This is a genomic window from Bradyrhizobium sp. S3.3.6 (assembly GCF_040546905.1).
Classification (GTDB): Bacteria; Pseudomonadota; Alphaproteobacteria; order Rhizobiales; family Xanthobacteraceae; genus Bradyrhizobium; species Bradyrhizobium cytisi.
Genome location: NZ_JBEPOT010000002.1, coordinates 634,605 through 650,425 on the forward strand (window position 1 = coordinate 634,605; position 15,821 = coordinate 650,425).

Sequence of the window (15,821 nt, forward strand, 5' to 3'; positions counted from 1 at the left end):
ATGCCTTAGCACGCTGTCCTGCAACGCTGCACCCGCGGATCTGGCCGTTGCAAACCGTGGTGATGTCGCCGATACCGACCCTCCCCTCAGGATCATCAACTCTCCCGCACCCTGCCCGATGAGCACAACACCGTCCAAAACGATGGCTGCATTCTGGATGGCCGGCTGGCTGTCGCTGACGCTGGTCATGGCGGTCGCGGGGCGCGAGGCCGTGCGCGAGATGAACGTCTTCCAGGTGATGCTGGTACGATCGCTGCTCGGCCTCTGCATGCTCTATCCGATGATCCGGCGCGCCGGCGGCTACGGAACGCTCAGGACCACGCGCCTGCCCCAGCACGTCGCACGCAACCTGATCCACTACGTCTCGCAACTCGGCTGGTTCTTTGCGCTGACGTTGATTCCGATCGGCCAGGTGGTGGCGATCGAGTTCACGATGCCGATCTGGACCGCAATCCTCGCCGCCAGCTTCCTGTCCGAGCGCATGACTTCGTGGAAGATCGCCGCGATCGTGCTCGGCCTCGTCGGCGTGATCGTCATCGTGCGGCCGGCGGCCGGCGAGATCAATCAGGGCCAATTGATCGCACTCGGCGCCGCCATCGGCTTCGGCGTATCCATGGCATTGGTCAAGTCACTCACCCGTACCGAAAGCGCGCTGGCGATCCTGTTCTGGATGCTGGTCGTGCAGTCGGTCGCGGGCTTCCTGCCGGCGCTCTACGTCTGGGCGTGGCCGCCCACCTATGTCTGGGGTTGGGTGGCCGTCATCTCGGTCTGCGGCACTTTCGCGCATTACTGCCTCGCCAGCGCGATGCGCTACGCGGACGCGACCGTGGTGGTTCCCATGGACTTCTTGCGGGTCCCACTTACCGCCACGGCCGGCTGGCTGCTGTATTCCGAGCGGCTCGACGCCTGGACCGTGCTCGGCGCGGCCCTGATCCTGTTCGGTAATCTGCTGAATTTGAAGCCGGCCGTTCCTGCCCGCGCGCAGTGAACCGCTGCACGGCCTGAGGCGACAAATCAAGGTGGTCGAGCGTGATTTGGATCACGTTGGAGGGGCACCTCCATCGTGCATCCTCGGTCACAGGTCAACGGGTTGGGTGAACGGTCGTTTTGCTGGCGCGAAGCCGGGCGCTTTCGTATAGATTCGACCCCAATTTGTTGCTGCCTGTCATTCGATTCTGTTGGGGATTTCAGATGCGCACTCTCACCATCATCGTTTCGCTGATGTGCATGGCGCTGTCGGTCAGCGCCGCCAAGGCCGACCGCCGCGTTGCTTTCGTCGTCGGCAACGGCGCCTACAAGAACGTCGCGCAATTGCCGAACCCGCCGATCGACGCCAAGGCGATGGCATCGACGCTGCGCAATGTCGGTTTCGAAGTGATCGAAGGATCCAACCTCACCCGCGACCAGATGACGGAGAAGCTGCTCGACTTCGGCCGCAAGGCGCAGGGCTCCGATGTCGCGGTGTTCTATTATGCCGGTCACGGCATCGCCGTCGGTGGCAGCAACTATCTCCTGCCGGTCGATGCCGACATCAAGTCGGAGATGGACGTCAAGTTGGGGGCCGCTATCAACATCGATCTGACGCTCGACCAGACCATGGGCGATGCCAAGGTCAAGCTGGTGTTCCTCGACGCCTGCCGCGACAATCCCTTCGCCGCCAAGATCAAATCGAACTCGGCGACCCGCAGCGTCAACGTGCAGAGCGGCCTCGCTGAAATGAAGTCCGGCGAAGGCACGCTGATCGCGTTCGCCACCGGCCCGGGCCAGACGGCACTCGATGGCCAGGAGGGCAACAACAGCCCGTTCACCCGTGCGCTGATCGACAACATCACCAAGCCCGGCGTCGAGATCCAGCAGGCGATGACCTCGGTGCGCGCCCAGGTCAATGAAGAGACCCACAAGGGCCAGCTGCCGTGGGGCCACACCAATTTGATCGGCGCCGTCTATCTCAACCCGGCGCAGCAGACCCAGCAGGTCGCCAACGCCGCACCGGCCGCCGCCTCGAGCAGCACGCCGGCGGCTGCGGCCAGCAGCAGCTCCGACGGTGTCGAGCTCGAGTACTGGCGCTCGGTGAAGGAAACCAACAAGCCGGAAGAGCTCAACGCCTACCTCTCCGCCTATCCGAACGGCCAGTTCAAGGCGCTGGCGCTGGCACGGCTCGCGGCGATCCAGAACGGTCCGTCGACCACGACCCGCAACCTCAATGCCGGCGTCGATCCGGCGACCTTCACAGATGATGCCAGCCAGCTCACCGAGGACCAGATCGGCCTCGACAAGGGTCAGCGCCGCGACGTGCAGCGCCGCCTCAACGGCCTCGGCTTCGACACCAAGGTGACCGGCGCGTTCAACGACGAGACCCGGACCGTGCTCAAGCGCTGGCAGGCCGCCCGCGGCTATCCGTCGACGGGCTTCCTCAACAAGCTCCAGCACAAGGCCCTGCTGTCCGAGATCGTCGCCTCGACGCCGACCGCAAGCGATGACAGCTCGAAGCCGGCCCGACGTGCCCCCGCCCAGGCCCAGAGCGCACCTGCGCCCCGTCACAGCGGCGGCGGCGACGCCGGCGCGGCCTTCATGGGCGGCGTCGTCGGCGGCATGATGGGCGGCATGTTCCGCCGCTGAGGCCTGATCGCAAACACAAAGACCCGGCTCGCCGCCGGGCTTTTTTCGTCGGACGTCCTCGCTGGGAGGAAGCTACTTCCCCGCGGCCTTGCGCAGGGCTTCATTGATACGATCCTGCCAGCCGGGGCCGCCCTCCTGGAAAAACTCCAGCACATCCTGATCAATGCGCAGCGTGACCTGCTCCTTGATCCCCGGCGCCACGTTCGGCTTCGGCGGCGCCGCGGCCACCTTGGCCGTCACCTTCTTGAACGCTGCCTCGGCCTCCGACCGCGCGTCGCCCAATGTCCGCGGCCGCCTCGGTGGTTGATCCGCCATCTCTCAGATTCCTTCAAACAGAGCCGTCGAAAGATACCGCTCGGAGAAGGACGGCACTATAGCCAGAATGGTTTTTCCCTCAGCTTCCGGCCGCTTGCCGATCTGGAGCGCTGCGGCGATCGCGGCGCCGGAGGAGATGCCGCCCGGAATGCCCTCATGCCGCGCCAGCGCCCGCGAGATCTCGATCGCCGTGGTCGAGTTGATCTTCACGATCTCGTCGATCACGGAGCGGTCGAGAATGTCGGGCACGAAGCCCGCGCCGATGCCCTGGATCTTGTGCGGCGTATGCTGGCCGCCCGACAGCACCGGGCTCTCCTCGGGCTCGACCGCGACGACCCGCAAAGAGGGCTTGCGCGGCTTCAGGACCTGACCGACACCGGTGATGGTGCCGCCGGTGCCGACGCCGGCGACGAAGAAGTCGATGTTGCCGGCGGTGTCGTTCCATATCTCCTCCGCGGTGGTGCGGCGATGCACCTCGGGATTGGCGAGGTTCTTGAACTGCTGCGGCATCACCGAGTTCGGCGTCGTCTTCAGAAGTTCTTCGGCCGCCGCGATCGCGCCTTTCATGCCTTGCGCGGCCGGCGTCAGCACCAGCTCGGCACCGAGGAAGGCGAGCATTTTGCGCCGCTCGATCGACATGGATTCCGGCATCACCAGCTTCAACCGGTAACCGCGCGAGGCGGCGACAAAGGCGAGCGCAATGCCGGTATTGCCGGAGGTCGGCTCGATCAGCACCGTGTCGGACTTGATGATGCCCGCCTTTTCCATGGCGATGATCATGGCCGCGCCGATGCGGTCCTTCACGCTCGCGGCCGGACTGAAATATTCAAGCTTTGCCAAAATGGTCGCATTGACGCCGTGCATGCCGGGCAGCCGGCACAGACGCACGATCGGCGTGTCGCCGAAAGCCTCGACGATCGAAGGGTAGATCCGGCCGCGGCCGGGCTGGTGCGCGGCACCCGTATTGGACGATGCGTCCATGATGGACTCCCTGTGGCAACGAATTGCGCTTCTGTCGCGGCTTTTGCACAGTTAGAGACAGCCTGCGGCGACACGCAAGCGACAATGCTGCACACGTTAAATACGCTGCATCGCAAAATCGCGTGAGGTCTAGTTATCAGAAAATCAACGCATTTGTGTTGCGACCTCGTCAACTGATTCTGCTTATGTTAGACTTAGGTCTCGAAGCAGAGAGGTCACCACGATGTCAGCAGTCGCTGAAGTGTTGTCGACCGTCACGCTGAAGGGCGATCCGCGTTGCAGCGAGTTGCCCACCTGTCCCGTCTGCGCCGACTCCATGGTCGCCGCCGAAGCTTCCGCCTATATCTCGGACCACGTGATCAGCTATCTCTGGACCTGCGACACCTGCGGTTACGGCTTCGTCACCAAGCATGCTGTCAAACAGCGGCTCGTGTGCAATTGATCTAGCGCGGGGCGATGTCGCCCCTCGCCCAGTCCTCGCGCGTACGCTGATAGAACTCGTCGAATGTTCCGTGTGCGATCGCGCCCCTGATGCCCTGCATCAGGAACTGGTAGTAAGCGATATTGATTTCGGACAGCAGCATCGCCCCAAGCGTCTCGCCGGCCTTGACGAGATGGTGCAGGTAGGCGCGCGCGCAATTGCGCGCCGACGGCCATGAGCTCTCTTCGTCGAGCGGACGCGGATCGTCGGCGTGGCGCGCGTTGCGCAGATTGACCTGGCCGAAGCGCGTGAAGGCCACGCCGTGGCGGCCATTGCGCGTCGGCATCACGCAATCGAACATGTCGATGCCACGCTTGACCGCCTCGAGAATGTCGTCCGGCGTGCCGACGCCCATGAGATAACGCGGCCGGTCCAACGGTAGCGCCGGCGCGGTCTCGTCGATCATCGCCAGCATCACCGCCTGCGGCTCGCCGACCGCAAGCCCGCCGATCGCATAGCCGTGGAAGCCGATCTCGACGAGGCCCTGCGCGCTGGCATGGCGCAGCTGAGGGATGTCGCCGCCCTGGACGATGCCGAACAGCATGTAGCCGTCGGGCGCGCTCTCGAAGGCCCGCTTGCTTCGCTCGGCCCAGCGCAGCGACAGCAGCATCGCGCGGTCGATGTCGTCGCGCTCCGCCGGCAGCCGCACGCATTCGTCCATCTGCATCGCGATGTCGGAGCCGAGCAGGCGCTGCACCTCGATCGAGCGCTCCGGCGACAGTTCGATCTTGGCGCCGTCGATATGCGAGCGGAAGGTGACAGCGTGCTCGCTGATCTTGCGCAGGTCCGACAGCGACATCACCTGGAAGCCGCCGGAATCCGTCAGCATCGGCCCGTTCCAGCCGGTAAATCTCTGCAGGCCGCCGAGGGCGTTGATACGCTCGGCGCCCGGACGCAGCATCAGGTGATAGGTGTTGCCGAGCACGATGTCGGCGCCGGCATCGCGCACCTCGCGCCAATGCATGCCCTTCATGGCGCCGGCCGTGCCGACCGGCATGAAGGCCGGGGTCCGCACCACGCCATGGGGCGTGGTCAGGCGGCCGGCGCGCGCCGAGCCATCGGTGGCGAGCAGTTCGAAATGATTGGGTAGACCAGCATTGGGGAGACTCATGGCGGTGCTTATTGCGTGTCGAGACATGCCGATCAACCCGCCCGGACCGCGATGCCCCAGACTGGAACACCGCTGACGCGGACGTGATACCGGTCACGCTTGATAAATAAAACGATACAGTATAGTTTAATAGCGGGGGCTGGACGAGACGCCGCGGCAAATCGCCGGCGGCCGTAGATGCGTGATCGTCAGCCACCGACCGATGCCCCTCCCCAATTGTTCGACTGAGATGTCCAGCCTCCCCGATGGCTGGACAAAGCGGACAGGCGCCCGCCTGATCAGGTCGGTAGCACTCGCGTGCAGCCTGGCACTCGCCGCCTGCACCTCGCTCCCCCGCACGCCGTATACGGCGGCCGATGCGAGTGCTTCGCGCGTGCTCGATATCGACGGCCTGCGGCGCTACGCCGACGAGCCCATCACGAAGTTCAGCTTCGAGCAGGACAGGGCAACCGGAAGCAGAACCTATCTTGCGCTATCAGGCGGCGGTGCCGATGGCGCCTATGGCGTCGGCGTGCTGAACGGCTGGACCGCGGCGCGTAACCGTCCGACATTCTCCGCCGTCTCGGGCGTGAGCACCGGCGGCCTGATCGCGCCCTTTGCCTTCCTCGGATCCCAATATGACGACACGCTTCGAGAGCTCTACACCAGCGGCATCGCCGAAAGCCTGCTGAACGATCCCAGCATCATCCGCGTGCTGTTCGGCTCCGGCCTGTTCGGCAATACGCGGCTGCGCGAGCTGGTCGCGCGCTATGTCGGGCCGGAAATCATGGCACAGGTCGCCCGCGAGAACGCCAAGGGCCGGCGGCTGCTGGTGGTCACCACCGATCTCGACACCCAGCGCACCGCGATCTGGGACATGGGCAAGATCGCGGCGGTCGGCACGCCCGACGCGCTGAAGCTGTTCCGGGACGTGATGGCGGCGTCCGCCAGCATCCCCCTGGTGTTTCCGCCGATCCTGATCGAGGCCGAAGGCCAGGGCCGCAAATTTCAGGAGATGCATGTCGATGGCGGCGTGACGGCGCCCGTGCTGACCTTGCCGGAGGCCCTGCTGCTCCAGGGGCGCCTGCCTGATAAGGCGAAGATGGACATCTACATCCTCGTCAACAAGAAGATCGAACGCAACTTCGAGCTCGTCGCCAACAGCACGATCGATGTCGCCTCACGCAGCCTGTCCTCGATCACGCAATCGCAGACGCGCTCGATCATCTTCTCGACCTATGACTTCGCCCAGCGCAACCACCTCGGCTTCCATCTCTCCTACATCGAGCGCGATTATCCGGCGCCCCCGTCCGAAGGCTTCGACACCGGCTATATGCGGGCGCTCTACCAATATGGATACGAGAAAGCGGCAGGCGGCCAGGCCTGGACCTCGCGGATGCCGTGACAACCGCGTCGTGGAACGGCGTTCGCAGCGAGACCGTTGACGCTAAGGCCAATTCCGCCAGATTCGCGATGACGGCCCGGTCGCGGCGCGTTATAGAACAATGATCACTGGCACGATCGCGCAGGAATCATTGGGCATATCATTGGGCATGGGATTGGCTGCGACCAGGACAAGAACGGCTGCACCACGCCGCGAGGCCTCGAAATCGCGTGGCGGCCGGCCGACCAAGAGCGCTGCGATCGAGCGCGATCAGCGGCTGATCGAGGTTGCCACCCGCCTGTTCCTCGATCGCGGATTTGATGCGACCTCGCTCGACGCGGTGGCGGAAGCAGCTCGCGTCAGCAAGCCGACCGTCTATTCCCGTTACGGCGACAAGCGCGGGCTGTTCACGGCGGTGCTGAGGCGTGAGATTGCGCGCTGGCTTGCGCCGCTGTCGGCTGCGGCCGAGACGCAGCTGGGCAGCTCATCCGACATTTCGGTCGAGCAGCGACTGGTGGAGATCGGGCGCGAAATGCTCAATTTCACCTGCGGGCCCGACGCCATGGCGTTCAGCCGCATGATGACGTCACAGGCGATCAACTTCCCCGACATCGCCAAGCTCGGCAAGGAAGAAGGCTGGCTGAAGGCCGTGGCGACGACCGCGCGCTTCTTCGACCATCTGGTGGCGCAAGGCGCGCTCGATGTCGACGACACCACGATCGCGGCCGAAGTGTTCCTCGACGTCGTCGTTGGCCACACTCACCGCATGGCGACGTTCGGCACGCCGATGGAGATCAAGGCCGCAGAGAAGCGGATGCGCGCGGCGATCAAGCTGTTCCTGGCCGGTGCGCTCGGACCTGCCGGCCGCGTGCAAAGCACGTCCAAAGACACGACCAAAGCGCCCCAACGGCGCCGCCCTTCCCGCTGACATTTCCGTGAAACTGGCGATTTGTCCCCAGGGGACGCGGGTCTCTTCGTTGACAGAATAAAACGATACGGTATGGTTTTGTTTATCGAGCGGGACGGGCCACTTTTTTCACCAGCCCCAAAAGAGGACCGGACCGCTTAGATCGCCGCGACGGGTACAGCCCGTTGCGACTATCAGCGGCCGGCCATTGCCCGTGGTCGGCCGCGACTTCTTTACGATTATCCGGCACACTTGCTGGTTCAAGGCTTGCCGGCCGAGGATTCGACCATGAGCGCGACGAGACGACGGGTGTACGGGTTGCTGGCGGTCGCCCTGTCGGGGCTGCTCGTCGCAGCGCCCGCCCGCGCGGTCGTCTCGGCGGGGAGCACACCCACCGCCCTCCACGACGAGACAGATGGGGACGCTGCAGCGGACCGCCAGGCCGTCAGCCGCGAGATCGAACGCTTCCGCGGCTCGTCGATCTCGATCAGCCAGGCCATGGCGATTGCGGAAGCCCGTCATGCCGGGGCCACGACCGCGGATATCAGCTTCGACGGCGGCGCGGGCGTACCGGTGTACCGGGTCAAAACCCTGCACAACGACCGGATCTGGCGTCACACCATCAACGCCGCGACCGGCGAGCTCATCGGCGGCGAAGCTGCCCTGCCCCTGGCCGAGCTGGACCACGAGGATCGCAGCAACCTCGCAGTGCTCGGCACCATCAGACACCGCCTGGCGGACGCAGTGCGCGTCGCCGAGCAGGCGGCGTCCGGCAAAGCCATCAGCGGCGGACTGGTGCGCGAACGCGGACGGCTTAATTTCGCGATCGTCGTCATCAGCGGCGACGATCTCAAGGAGGTCATCCTCGAGCCGCCGGGCGCGCGGGGCAAATAGCGCAGGCTACAATCCCGCCGAAAACCCATTGACGGGCGCAAAACTCTCCCGCATAAGTCGCCGCCATGTTCACGACCACCAAACGCACGACCAAAACCACCACGGCCTTCGGGGCCCGGGGAGGCGTGCGCGCGTAGTCGTCGACTAAAACGCATCAGCTCTACCGAAGCCCCGCCCTCGAAGGTCCGGGGCTTTTTTGTTGTCTAAATCGATCTCAATGGAGGACACAGTGAGTAACGATCCCGTCGTCGCGATTGTCGGCGTCACCGGTGCGGTGGGCGCCGAATTCATCGCCACCATGGACAAGCGCGGCTTTCGCATCAGTAAGCTCAAGGCGCTCGCCAGCGCCCGCTCCGCCGGCAAGACGGTGTCGTTCCGTGGCCAGGCCATCGTCATCGAGGAGCTGACCGAGCGCGCCTTCGAGGGCGTCGATATCGCCCTGTTCTCCGCTGGCGGCAGCATCTCGAAGAAGTATGCGCCGCTCGCGGTCAAGGCCGGCGCCGTCGTCGTCGACAACTCCTCCGCCTTCCGGATGGACCCGAACGTGCCGCTGGTGATCCCCGAGGTCAACGGCAACCGCATTCGCGACCACAAGGGCATCATTGCCAATCCGAATTGCGCCGCGATCACCGCACTGGTGCCGCTCTGGCCGATCCATCAGAACAACCGCATCAAGCGCGTCATCATCTCGACCTATCAGGCAGCTTCCGGCGCTGGCGCTGCCGCGATGGACGAGCTCGTCGAGTCCACTCGCGCCAATCTCAACGGGCAGGTCTATACGCCCAAGGTGATGCCGCACCCCTACGCCTTCAACCTCTTCAATCACAACACCGCCGTCGACCCCGAGACCGGCTACAACGACGAAGAGACCAAAGTCATCAAGGAGACCCGCAAGATTTTTGAGGACGAGAAGATCGCCATTGGCGTCACCTGCGTCCGCGTGCCCGTGCTACGCGCCCATTGCGAGGCCATCACCTTCGAATGCGAGAAACCGATCACCGAGGACCAGGTTCGCGCCATCATGGCGCAGGCCCCGGGCGTGAAGGTCGTCGACGATCGCGTGAGGAACTACTTTCCGATGCCGATCGACGCCTCGGGCCAGGACGACGTCCTGGTCGGCCGCATCCGTAAGGATCTCAGCGACCCCTCCGGACATTCGATCTCGATGTTCGTGGCCGCCGATCAGCTGCTCAAGGGCGCAGCATTGAACGCGGTACAGATCGCGGAGCTGTTGCCGCAGCGGGTGATGGCGTAACCGGTATCCTAGGGTGGGCAAAGGCGCGCGAGCGCCGTGCCCACCACTCTTACCGCGCATTCAGGAAAGATGGTGGGCACGCTTCGCTTTGCCCACCCTACTACATCGCCGGTGTTAGTCGCGCGCCCGAAACAACAAACACGCGTCGCCATACGAATAGAAGCGGTATCCATTCGCAATCGCGTGGGCATAGGCCTGCTTCATCGTATCCAGGCCGGCGAAAGCCGACACCAGCATGAAGAGCGTCGACTTCGGCAAATGAAAATTCGTCATCAAGACATCGACCGCGCGGAAGCGATAGCCCGGCGTGATGAAGATCGAGGTCTCGGCGGTGAACGGCTGGATAGTGCCGTCCTCGCTGGCGGCGCTTTCGAGCAGCCGCAATGACGTGGTGCCAACGGCGATGATGCGGCCGCTGTTTTTGCGCGCGGTGTTGAGCCGCTCCGCCGTCTCCGCGGAGATCGTGCCCCACTCGGCGTGCATCTTGTGGCCGTCGGTGTCGTCGACCTTGACCGGCAGGAAGGTCCCTGCCCCCACATGCAGCGTGATGCGGTTGATGCCGACGCCACGCGCGCCGAGCGCCTGCTCCAGCGCCGGCGTGAAATGCAGACCCGCGGTGGGAGCTGCGACTGCCCCCTCGTTCGCCGCGAACATGGTCTGGTAGTCGGCGAGATCCTGATCGTCAGGCGTACGTTTCGAAGCGATGTAGGGCGGCAGCGGCGGGCTGCCGAGATCGGCGATGGCCTGATCGAGCGCCGGGCCGTGGAACGAGAATGACAGCGTCACCTCGCCTTCCCCACCCTTGGCCTCGACCTCGGCATCGAGATGGCCGAGCAGGCAGACCCTGCCCTCGTTACCGAAGCGGACGCGGTCGCCGGCGACAAGCTTCTTCGCGGGCTTCACCAGCGCCTGCCAGCGCGAGCCGTCCAGCCGCTTGATCAAGGTCGCCTCGATCTTCGGCTCGGTCTCGCGGCCGATGCGGCGGCCTTTGAGTTGCGCCGAAATCACCTTGGTGTCGTTGACGACGAGCTGGTCGCCGTCCTTCAGCCAGTGTGGCAGGTCGGCGATGGTCTGGTCGCGCAGCGCGCCGTTCTCCACGACCAGCATTTTTGCGGAATCGCGCGGGCTCGCCGGGCGCAACGCGATGCGCTCGGGCGGCAGGTCGAAATCGAACAGATCGGTGCGCATTTCCAGAACCTGTCATCGCCCGCGAAGGCGGGCAATCCAGTACTCACGATCTTTGTCGTAACCAGAGCCGGCGGTTACTGGATGCCCCGCCTTCGCGGAGCATGACAGCGGCAACTGCTACTCCTTGTCAGCCGCCATCCGCGCCTTGACGATCTTGTCGGGGTTCTGCACCGGCTCGCCGCGCTTGATCTTGTCGACGTTCTCCATGCCCTCGGTCACCTTGCCCCACACCGTGTACTGGTTGTCGAGGAAACGGGCGTCGTCGAACACGATGAAGAACTGGCTGTCGGCGGAGTCGGGGCTCGCCGCACGGGCCATCGAGGTCACGCCGCGCACATGCGGCTCCTTGTTGAACTCAGCCTTCAGCTTCTGGCCCGAGCCGCCGGTGCCGGTGCCGTGCGGGCAGCCGGTCTGCGCCATGAAGCCTTCGATCACGCGATGGAACACGATGCCGTCGTAGAAGCCTTCGCGGACCAGCTCCTTGATGCGCGCGACATGGCCGGGCGCCAGGTCGGGCCGCATCTCGATGGTGACGGGTCCCTGCGTAGTCTCGAGGATCAATGTGTTTTCGGTGACGCTCATGCTCGTCTCTCTTGCGTTGGGGGTGAAGTCTTGTCAGGTGAAGTTTTGCGGTTACGGAACTGGATCGCGAATGGACGTCCCGCGGCGGCGCCGGCCATTGCATCGGTAAATGGCATCGGCGTGCAGCGTTGCAACGCCTCCATCACCGCGATCCGGTATTGCAGCCGGTCACTGTCGGAGGCCTCCGCGGATTCATAGGTAATCCTCGGATGGCCCAGAATGTTTCCGGCCCGGTTAAAGCTCACGACGACGGTGATGTCGATAGGGCGAGCCTTGCTGGGCGGTGGTGGCTTCCAGCAGGTCCGCAAGTGCTGGAAGACGTCCTGGATGGTGTTGACCGGTGCGTCCTCTGCGGCCGCACCGGTGATGCCGAGCAGCAGCGCCGCTGCAGCGAACAGGAGCCTGTCGCCGCGGCGCGCCATCGTCCCGGCTACTTGATGTCGGAGGCGACCTGCACCTTCACCATCTTGTCGGGATCGGTGACGGTGCCGCCCGGCGAGCCGGCCGGTGCCTTCTTCAGCTTGTCGACCACGTCCATGCCCTGCACGACCTCGCCGACCACGGTGTACTGGTTATCGAGGCTGCCGCCGTCGGCGAACATGATGAAGAACTGCGAGTTCGCGGTATCGACGCTGTCGCCGCGCCGGGCCATGCCGACGATGCCGCGGGCGAAATGAACCTTGGAGAATTCCTGCTTCAGGTTCGGATATTTCGAGCCGCCGGTGCCGTTGCCGTTCTGGCCGTCGCCGGTTTGGGCCATGAAGCCGTCCATCACGCGGTGGAACGGCACGTTGTTGTAGAAGCCTTCGCGCGCAAGCTGCTTGAGGCGCTCGGCGTGCTGCGGCGCAAGGTCGGTCCTGAGCTTGATGACGATGCGGCCCTTGGTGGTGTCGATGATGAGCGCGTTGGCCTTGTCGAGATTGGCCGGCAGCTGCTGTGCCACCGCCGGGACTGCGCCAATCAGCGCGACGAACATCGTGGCAAGAATTGCGAGACGACGGATCATGGAAACTCCGGATCAGGTGAGATGAAAAAGCGCGCCGTTATCCGGCGAATTTTGCCTTGAGCTGGGATGCAACGAGCGGCGGTACGAAGGCCGTGATGTCTCCGCCCATGGCGGCGATCTGGCGCACCAATGTGCCGGTAATCGGGCGGACCACCGGGGAGGCCGGCAGGAAGACGGTTTGCACGTCGGGGGCCATGGTGCCGTTCATGCCGGCGAGCTGCATCTCGTAGTCGAGGTCGGTGCCGTCGCGCAGACCTCGAATCATGATGGTCGCGCCGTACTTGCGCGCCGCGGTGACTGCGAGATCGTCGTAGGTCACGGCCTCGAGCGTGCAGCCGGCCTGGGCCGCGACCGGCCCGCAGACGTCGTGGAGCATCTTGAGCCGCTCCTCGGTCGAGAATAGCGGCTTCTTGCCGGGATGGACCCCGATAGCGACCACAAGGCGATCGCACAGCGGGACACTGTTCCGGACCACGTCCAGATGGCCGTTGGTGATGGGGTCGAAGGAACCCGGATAGAAGGCAATGCGCGGCATGGCACGTCCTACCGCGCCCCGCCCGGCCCGGCAAGCCGGACAGGTTCCTTGCCAGCTCCTTGCCAGCTCCTTGCCTGTTTCCTGCCGGTTTTTCCGCCAGTCCCTGTCGGAAGGCCCCGGATTGTTTCGTCCTCGGGGTGTCCGCGAAACAAAACGGCGCACGAACGAAACCATTTCCGGCGTCGGCGAAGACGTCCGGAAACTGGTCATGGTTACTAATCCAGCCAACGAATGACGGGCCGCACACTGGGCGTAGCGGCCGCATCACAGGGGACCGTCAAATGATCAAGGCTCTTTCAGCGATCGCTATCGCTGCGTGTGTTGCTACTGCTCTCACCTTCCTGCCCGGTTTTGCTCCCACCGTTGAAGCGAGCGTCCCGCAGCCGCTTGCCAAGGCCGATCGGCTCGACATCAAGACCATCGGCAGGGACTGCTCGCAGCGGGCCTGGCCCAATTTCGAGGCGTCCTGCCTGCGCCGCGCCGGCACCAAGGCTGACGTTCGCATCGCTCGCTTGGTGACGGCGGACCGCACCCCGTAGGCGGTCTGTCAGCTCGGCGTCATGAACCTCGCGATAAACACCATGGATATTTGCGGCGTCTCGTCGCAGACTGCGTGACGCTCGCGCTCCTCGGAATGGCCCGTAGGGCGCGATCCCATCGGGGGGTCGCCTTTGTCCAGTACGCCCGCAGTCGCTTCCGGCCATCATCCTGACCCGCTGCCGATTGCCATGACCTTGGGCGCCCTCGGGGTGGTCTATGGCGATATCGGCACCAGCCCCCTCTACGCCCTGAAGGAAGCCGCCAAGGCGGCCGCGCATGGCGGCACAGTGTCTCCCGAGGCTGTCCTGGGCGTTGCCTCGCTGATCCTGTGGGCGCTGCTGCTGATCATCTCGCTGAAATACGCACTACTGATCCTGCGCGCGGATAACCGCGGCGAAGGCGGCATCGTCGCGCTGCTGGCGCTGCTGCATGCCCGTCACGCGCAGCCAGGCACCTGGCGCGCCCATCTCCTGGTGGTCGGCCTGATCGGCGCGGCGTTGCTCTATGGCGATGGCGCGATCACGCCGGCGATCTCGGTGCTGTCAGCCATCGAGGGCCTCAAGGTCGACGCCCCCTCGCTCGCGCCGGCGGTCGTGCCCATCACCATCGTCATCCTGGTCGGCCTGTTCGTGATGCAAAAGCAGGGCACCGGCTTCATCGGCCGCATCTTCGGACCGGTGATGCTGGCCTGGTTCTTCGTGCTGGCCGCGCTCGGCATCCATGGCATCATCAAGGCGCCGGCGGTGCTGGCGGCGTTGAGCCCGCTCTACGCGTTCGACTTCCTGATCCACCAGGACTTCCATATCTCCTTCGCGATCCTCGGCGCGGCCTTCCTCGCCGTGACCGGCGGCGAGGCCATGTATGCCGACATGGGCCACTTCGGGCGCCTGCCGATCCGGCTGGCGTGGTTCGCGATCTGCCTGCCGGCGCTGGTGCTGAATTATTTCGGCCAGGCCGCGCTCCTGATCACCGACCCGGGCATGATCGAGAACCCGTTCTTCCAGCTCTGCCCCGACGTCCTGCATTACGCGCTGGTCGCGTTCTCGGCCGTGGCGACCGTGATCGCCTCGCAGGCGATCATCTCCGGCGTGTTCTCGCTGACCCAGCAGTCGATCCAGCTCGGCTTCCTGCCGCGCATGCAGATCCGCCACACCACGAGCGCCGCGATCGGCCAGATCTACGTGCCGCTGGTGAATTGGCTGCTCGCCGCCGCAACCCTCGGCGCGGTGGTCAGCTTCGGCACATCGGACGCGCTCGCCGGCGCCTACGGTATCGCGGTCTCGCTGCTGATGGCCATCACCACGCTGCTCGCCGCCCTGGTCGCGATCCAGTGGGGCTATTCGCCCTGGCTCGTGGTCCCCGTGAACGGCTTCTTCTTCGTGATCGACGTGGTCTTCTTCTCCGCCAACTCGATCAAGCTGTTCGAGGGAGGCTGGTTTCCGCTGCTGCTCGCCGCCCTCGTCGCCTTCCTGATGCTGACCTGGCGCGCCGGCGTGAAGCTGGTAGAGGCCGCGCGCGGAAAGCTGCGCCAGCCCGAAGAGGACCTGATCGAGACTGCGGTCAACAAATGCAGCGCACGTCTCCCCGGCACCGCCGTGTTCCTGGCGTCCGCGCCGAACGGCGTGCCGCTCGCGCTGACGCAATTCGTCAAGCACAACCACGTGCTGCACGAACGCATCGTCCTCGTCACCGTGCTGATCGAGGAGCTGCCTCACATCGCCGACCAGGACCGTGCCGAGGTGATCGAGATCATCCCCGGCATCACGCGCGTGATCCTGCATTACGGCTTCATGCAGAACCCGACGATCTATGAGGGCCTGACGCTCGCGTGCCGCCAGGGCAAGTTGCCCGGCATCGACCTCTCCGACATCACCTATTATGTCGGCCGCGAGACCATTATCCCGAGCGAGGACATCCCGGGCATGTGGGTCTGGCGCGAAGGCCTGTTCGCCTTCCTCCAGCGCAACGCCGAACGCTCGGCCGCGTTCTTCGGGGTGCCGACCAAGCAGGTCGTGGAGTTCGGCACGGAGCTGGAGATTTAACG

At 64.7% G+C, this 15,821-nt stretch carries 17 protein-coding genes; 9 read left to right on the plus strand and 8 right to left on the minus strand.

What is annotated here, in order from left to right; translation table 11 throughout:
- Positions 1–118: 118 nt before the first annotated feature.
- Positions 119–988, plus strand: a complete 870-nt coding sequence (locus ABID59_RS07630; RefSeq protein ID WP_354034371.1) for a DMT family transporter — start codon at positions 119–121, stop codon at positions 986–988.
- 203 nt (positions 989–1,191) lie between these two features.
- Positions 1,192–2,619: a caspase family protein gene (locus ABID59_RS07635; protein WP_148753825.1), complete on the plus strand. Its 1,428-nt coding sequence runs from the start codon at positions 1,192–1,194 to the stop codon at positions 2,617–2,619.
- A gap of 72 nt (positions 2,620–2,691) precedes the next feature.
- Here ABID59_RS07635 and ABID59_RS07640 read toward each other — a convergent pair whose 3' ends face one another.
- Positions 2,692–2,934 carry a BrnA antitoxin family protein gene (locus ABID59_RS07640; RefSeq protein WP_148753824.1) on the minus strand — a complete coding sequence of 81 codons (243 nt, stop codon included), beginning with the start codon at positions 2,932–2,934 and terminating at the stop codon, positions 2,692–2,694.
- Positions 2,935–2,937: 3 nt separating this feature from the next.
- Positions 2,938–3,915 carry a cysteine synthase A gene (cysK, locus tag ABID59_RS07645; RefSeq protein WP_354082967.1) on the minus strand — a complete coding sequence of 326 codons (978 nt, stop codon included), beginning with the start codon at positions 3,913–3,915 and terminating at the stop codon, positions 2,938–2,940.
- A gap of 223 nt (positions 3,916–4,138) precedes the next feature.
- On the opposite strand from cysK, the gene ABID59_RS07650 reads away from it, so the two are divergent.
- Positions 4,139–4,357 (plus strand): hypothetical protein, encoded by a 219-nt coding sequence (locus tag ABID59_RS07650; RefSeq protein WP_148753822.1) that lies wholly within the window; start codon positions 4,139–4,141, stop codon positions 4,355–4,357.
- A 1-nt stretch (position 4,358) separates the two neighbouring features.
- On the opposite strand, the gene tgt is transcribed toward ABID59_RS07650, so the two are convergent.
- Positions 4,359–5,507 carry a tRNA guanosine(34) transglycosylase Tgt gene (gene tgt / locus ABID59_RS07655; protein ID WP_148753821.1) on the minus strand — a complete coding sequence of 383 codons (1,149 nt, stop codon included), beginning with the start codon at positions 5,505–5,507 and terminating at the stop codon, positions 4,359–4,361.
- 229 nt (positions 5,508–5,736) lie between these two features.
- On the opposite strand from tgt, the gene ABID59_RS07660 reads away from it, so the two are divergent.
- The 4 genes from ABID59_RS07660 to ABID59_RS07675 all read left to right on the plus strand — a co-directional run bounded on the left by ABID59_RS07660 (position 5,737) and on the right by ABID59_RS07675 (position 9,926).
- The gene (locus tag ABID59_RS07660; RefSeq protein ID WP_354082968.1) at positions 5,737–6,891 is read left to right on the plus strand and encodes a patatin-like phospholipase family protein; all 1,155 of its coding nucleotides are present in this window, start codon (positions 5,737–5,739) and stop codon (positions 6,889–6,891) included.
- Positions 6,892–7,039: 148 nt separating this feature from the next.
- On the plus strand, positions 7,040–7,798 hold the full coding sequence (locus ABID59_RS07665; RefSeq protein ID WP_148753859.1) for a TetR/AcrR family transcriptional regulator: 759 nt from the start codon (positions 7,040–7,042) through the stop codon (positions 7,796–7,798).
- A 267-nt stretch (positions 7,799–8,065) separates the two neighbouring features.
- A complete protein-coding gene (locus ABID59_RS07670) occupies positions 8,066–8,671 on the plus strand; it encodes a PepSY domain-containing protein (RefSeq protein ID WP_148753819.1) in 606 nt (201 codons plus the stop codon).
- Between the two features lie 217 nt (positions 8,672–8,888).
- On the plus strand, positions 8,889–9,926 hold the full coding sequence (locus ABID59_RS07675) for an aspartate-semialdehyde dehydrogenase (RefSeq protein WP_354082969.1): 1,038 nt from the start codon (positions 8,889–8,891) through the stop codon (positions 9,924–9,926).
- A 114-nt stretch (positions 9,927–10,040) separates the two neighbouring features.
- Here ABID59_RS07675 and queA read toward each other — a convergent pair whose 3' ends face one another.
- The 5 genes from queA to coaD form a co-directional block, all read right to left on the minus strand.
- Entirely contained in the window at positions 10,041–11,114 is a 1,074-nt protein-coding gene (gene queA / locus ABID59_RS07680) for a tRNA preQ1(34) S-adenosylmethionine ribosyltransferase-isomerase QueA (protein ID WP_354082970.1), read from the minus strand.
- Between the two features lie 117 nt (positions 11,115–11,231).
- Positions 11,232–11,696, minus strand: coding sequence for a peptidylprolyl isomerase (locus ABID59_RS07685; protein WP_148753816.1), 465 nt, complete (start codon positions 11,694–11,696; stop codon positions 11,232–11,234).
- Positions 11,693–12,118 carry a UCP034077 family protein gene (locus tag ABID59_RS07690; protein WP_354082971.1) on the minus strand — a complete coding sequence of 142 codons (426 nt, stop codon included), beginning with the start codon at positions 12,116–12,118 and terminating at the stop codon, positions 11,693–11,695. The genes ABID59_RS07685 and ABID59_RS07690 overlap by 4 nt, the downstream gene beginning before the upstream one ends.
- Before the next feature lie 8 nt (positions 12,119–12,126).
- On the minus strand, positions 12,127–12,702 hold the full coding sequence (locus ABID59_RS07695) for a peptidylprolyl isomerase (protein ID WP_354082972.1): 576 nt from the start codon (positions 12,700–12,702) through the stop codon (positions 12,127–12,129).
- Between the two features lie 37 nt (positions 12,703–12,739).
- Positions 12,740–13,237, minus strand: coding sequence for a pantetheine-phosphate adenylyltransferase (gene coaD / locus ABID59_RS07700; RefSeq protein ID WP_354082973.1), 498 nt, complete (start codon positions 13,235–13,237; stop codon positions 12,740–12,742).
- A 281-nt stretch (positions 13,238–13,518) separates the two neighbouring features.
- Between coaD and ABID59_RS07705 the strand changes: the two genes are divergently transcribed.
- Positions 13,519–13,776: a hypothetical protein gene (locus ABID59_RS07705; RefSeq protein ID WP_354082974.1), complete on the plus strand. Its 258-nt coding sequence runs from the start codon at positions 13,519–13,521 to the stop codon at positions 13,774–13,776.
- A gap of 189 nt (positions 13,777–13,965) precedes the next feature.
- The gene (locus tag ABID59_RS07710; RefSeq protein WP_354082975.1) at positions 13,966–15,819 is read left to right on the plus strand and encodes a potassium transporter Kup; all 1,854 of its coding nucleotides are present in this window, start codon (positions 13,966–13,968) and stop codon (positions 15,817–15,819) included.
- Positions 15,820–15,821: the final 2 nt, after the last annotated feature.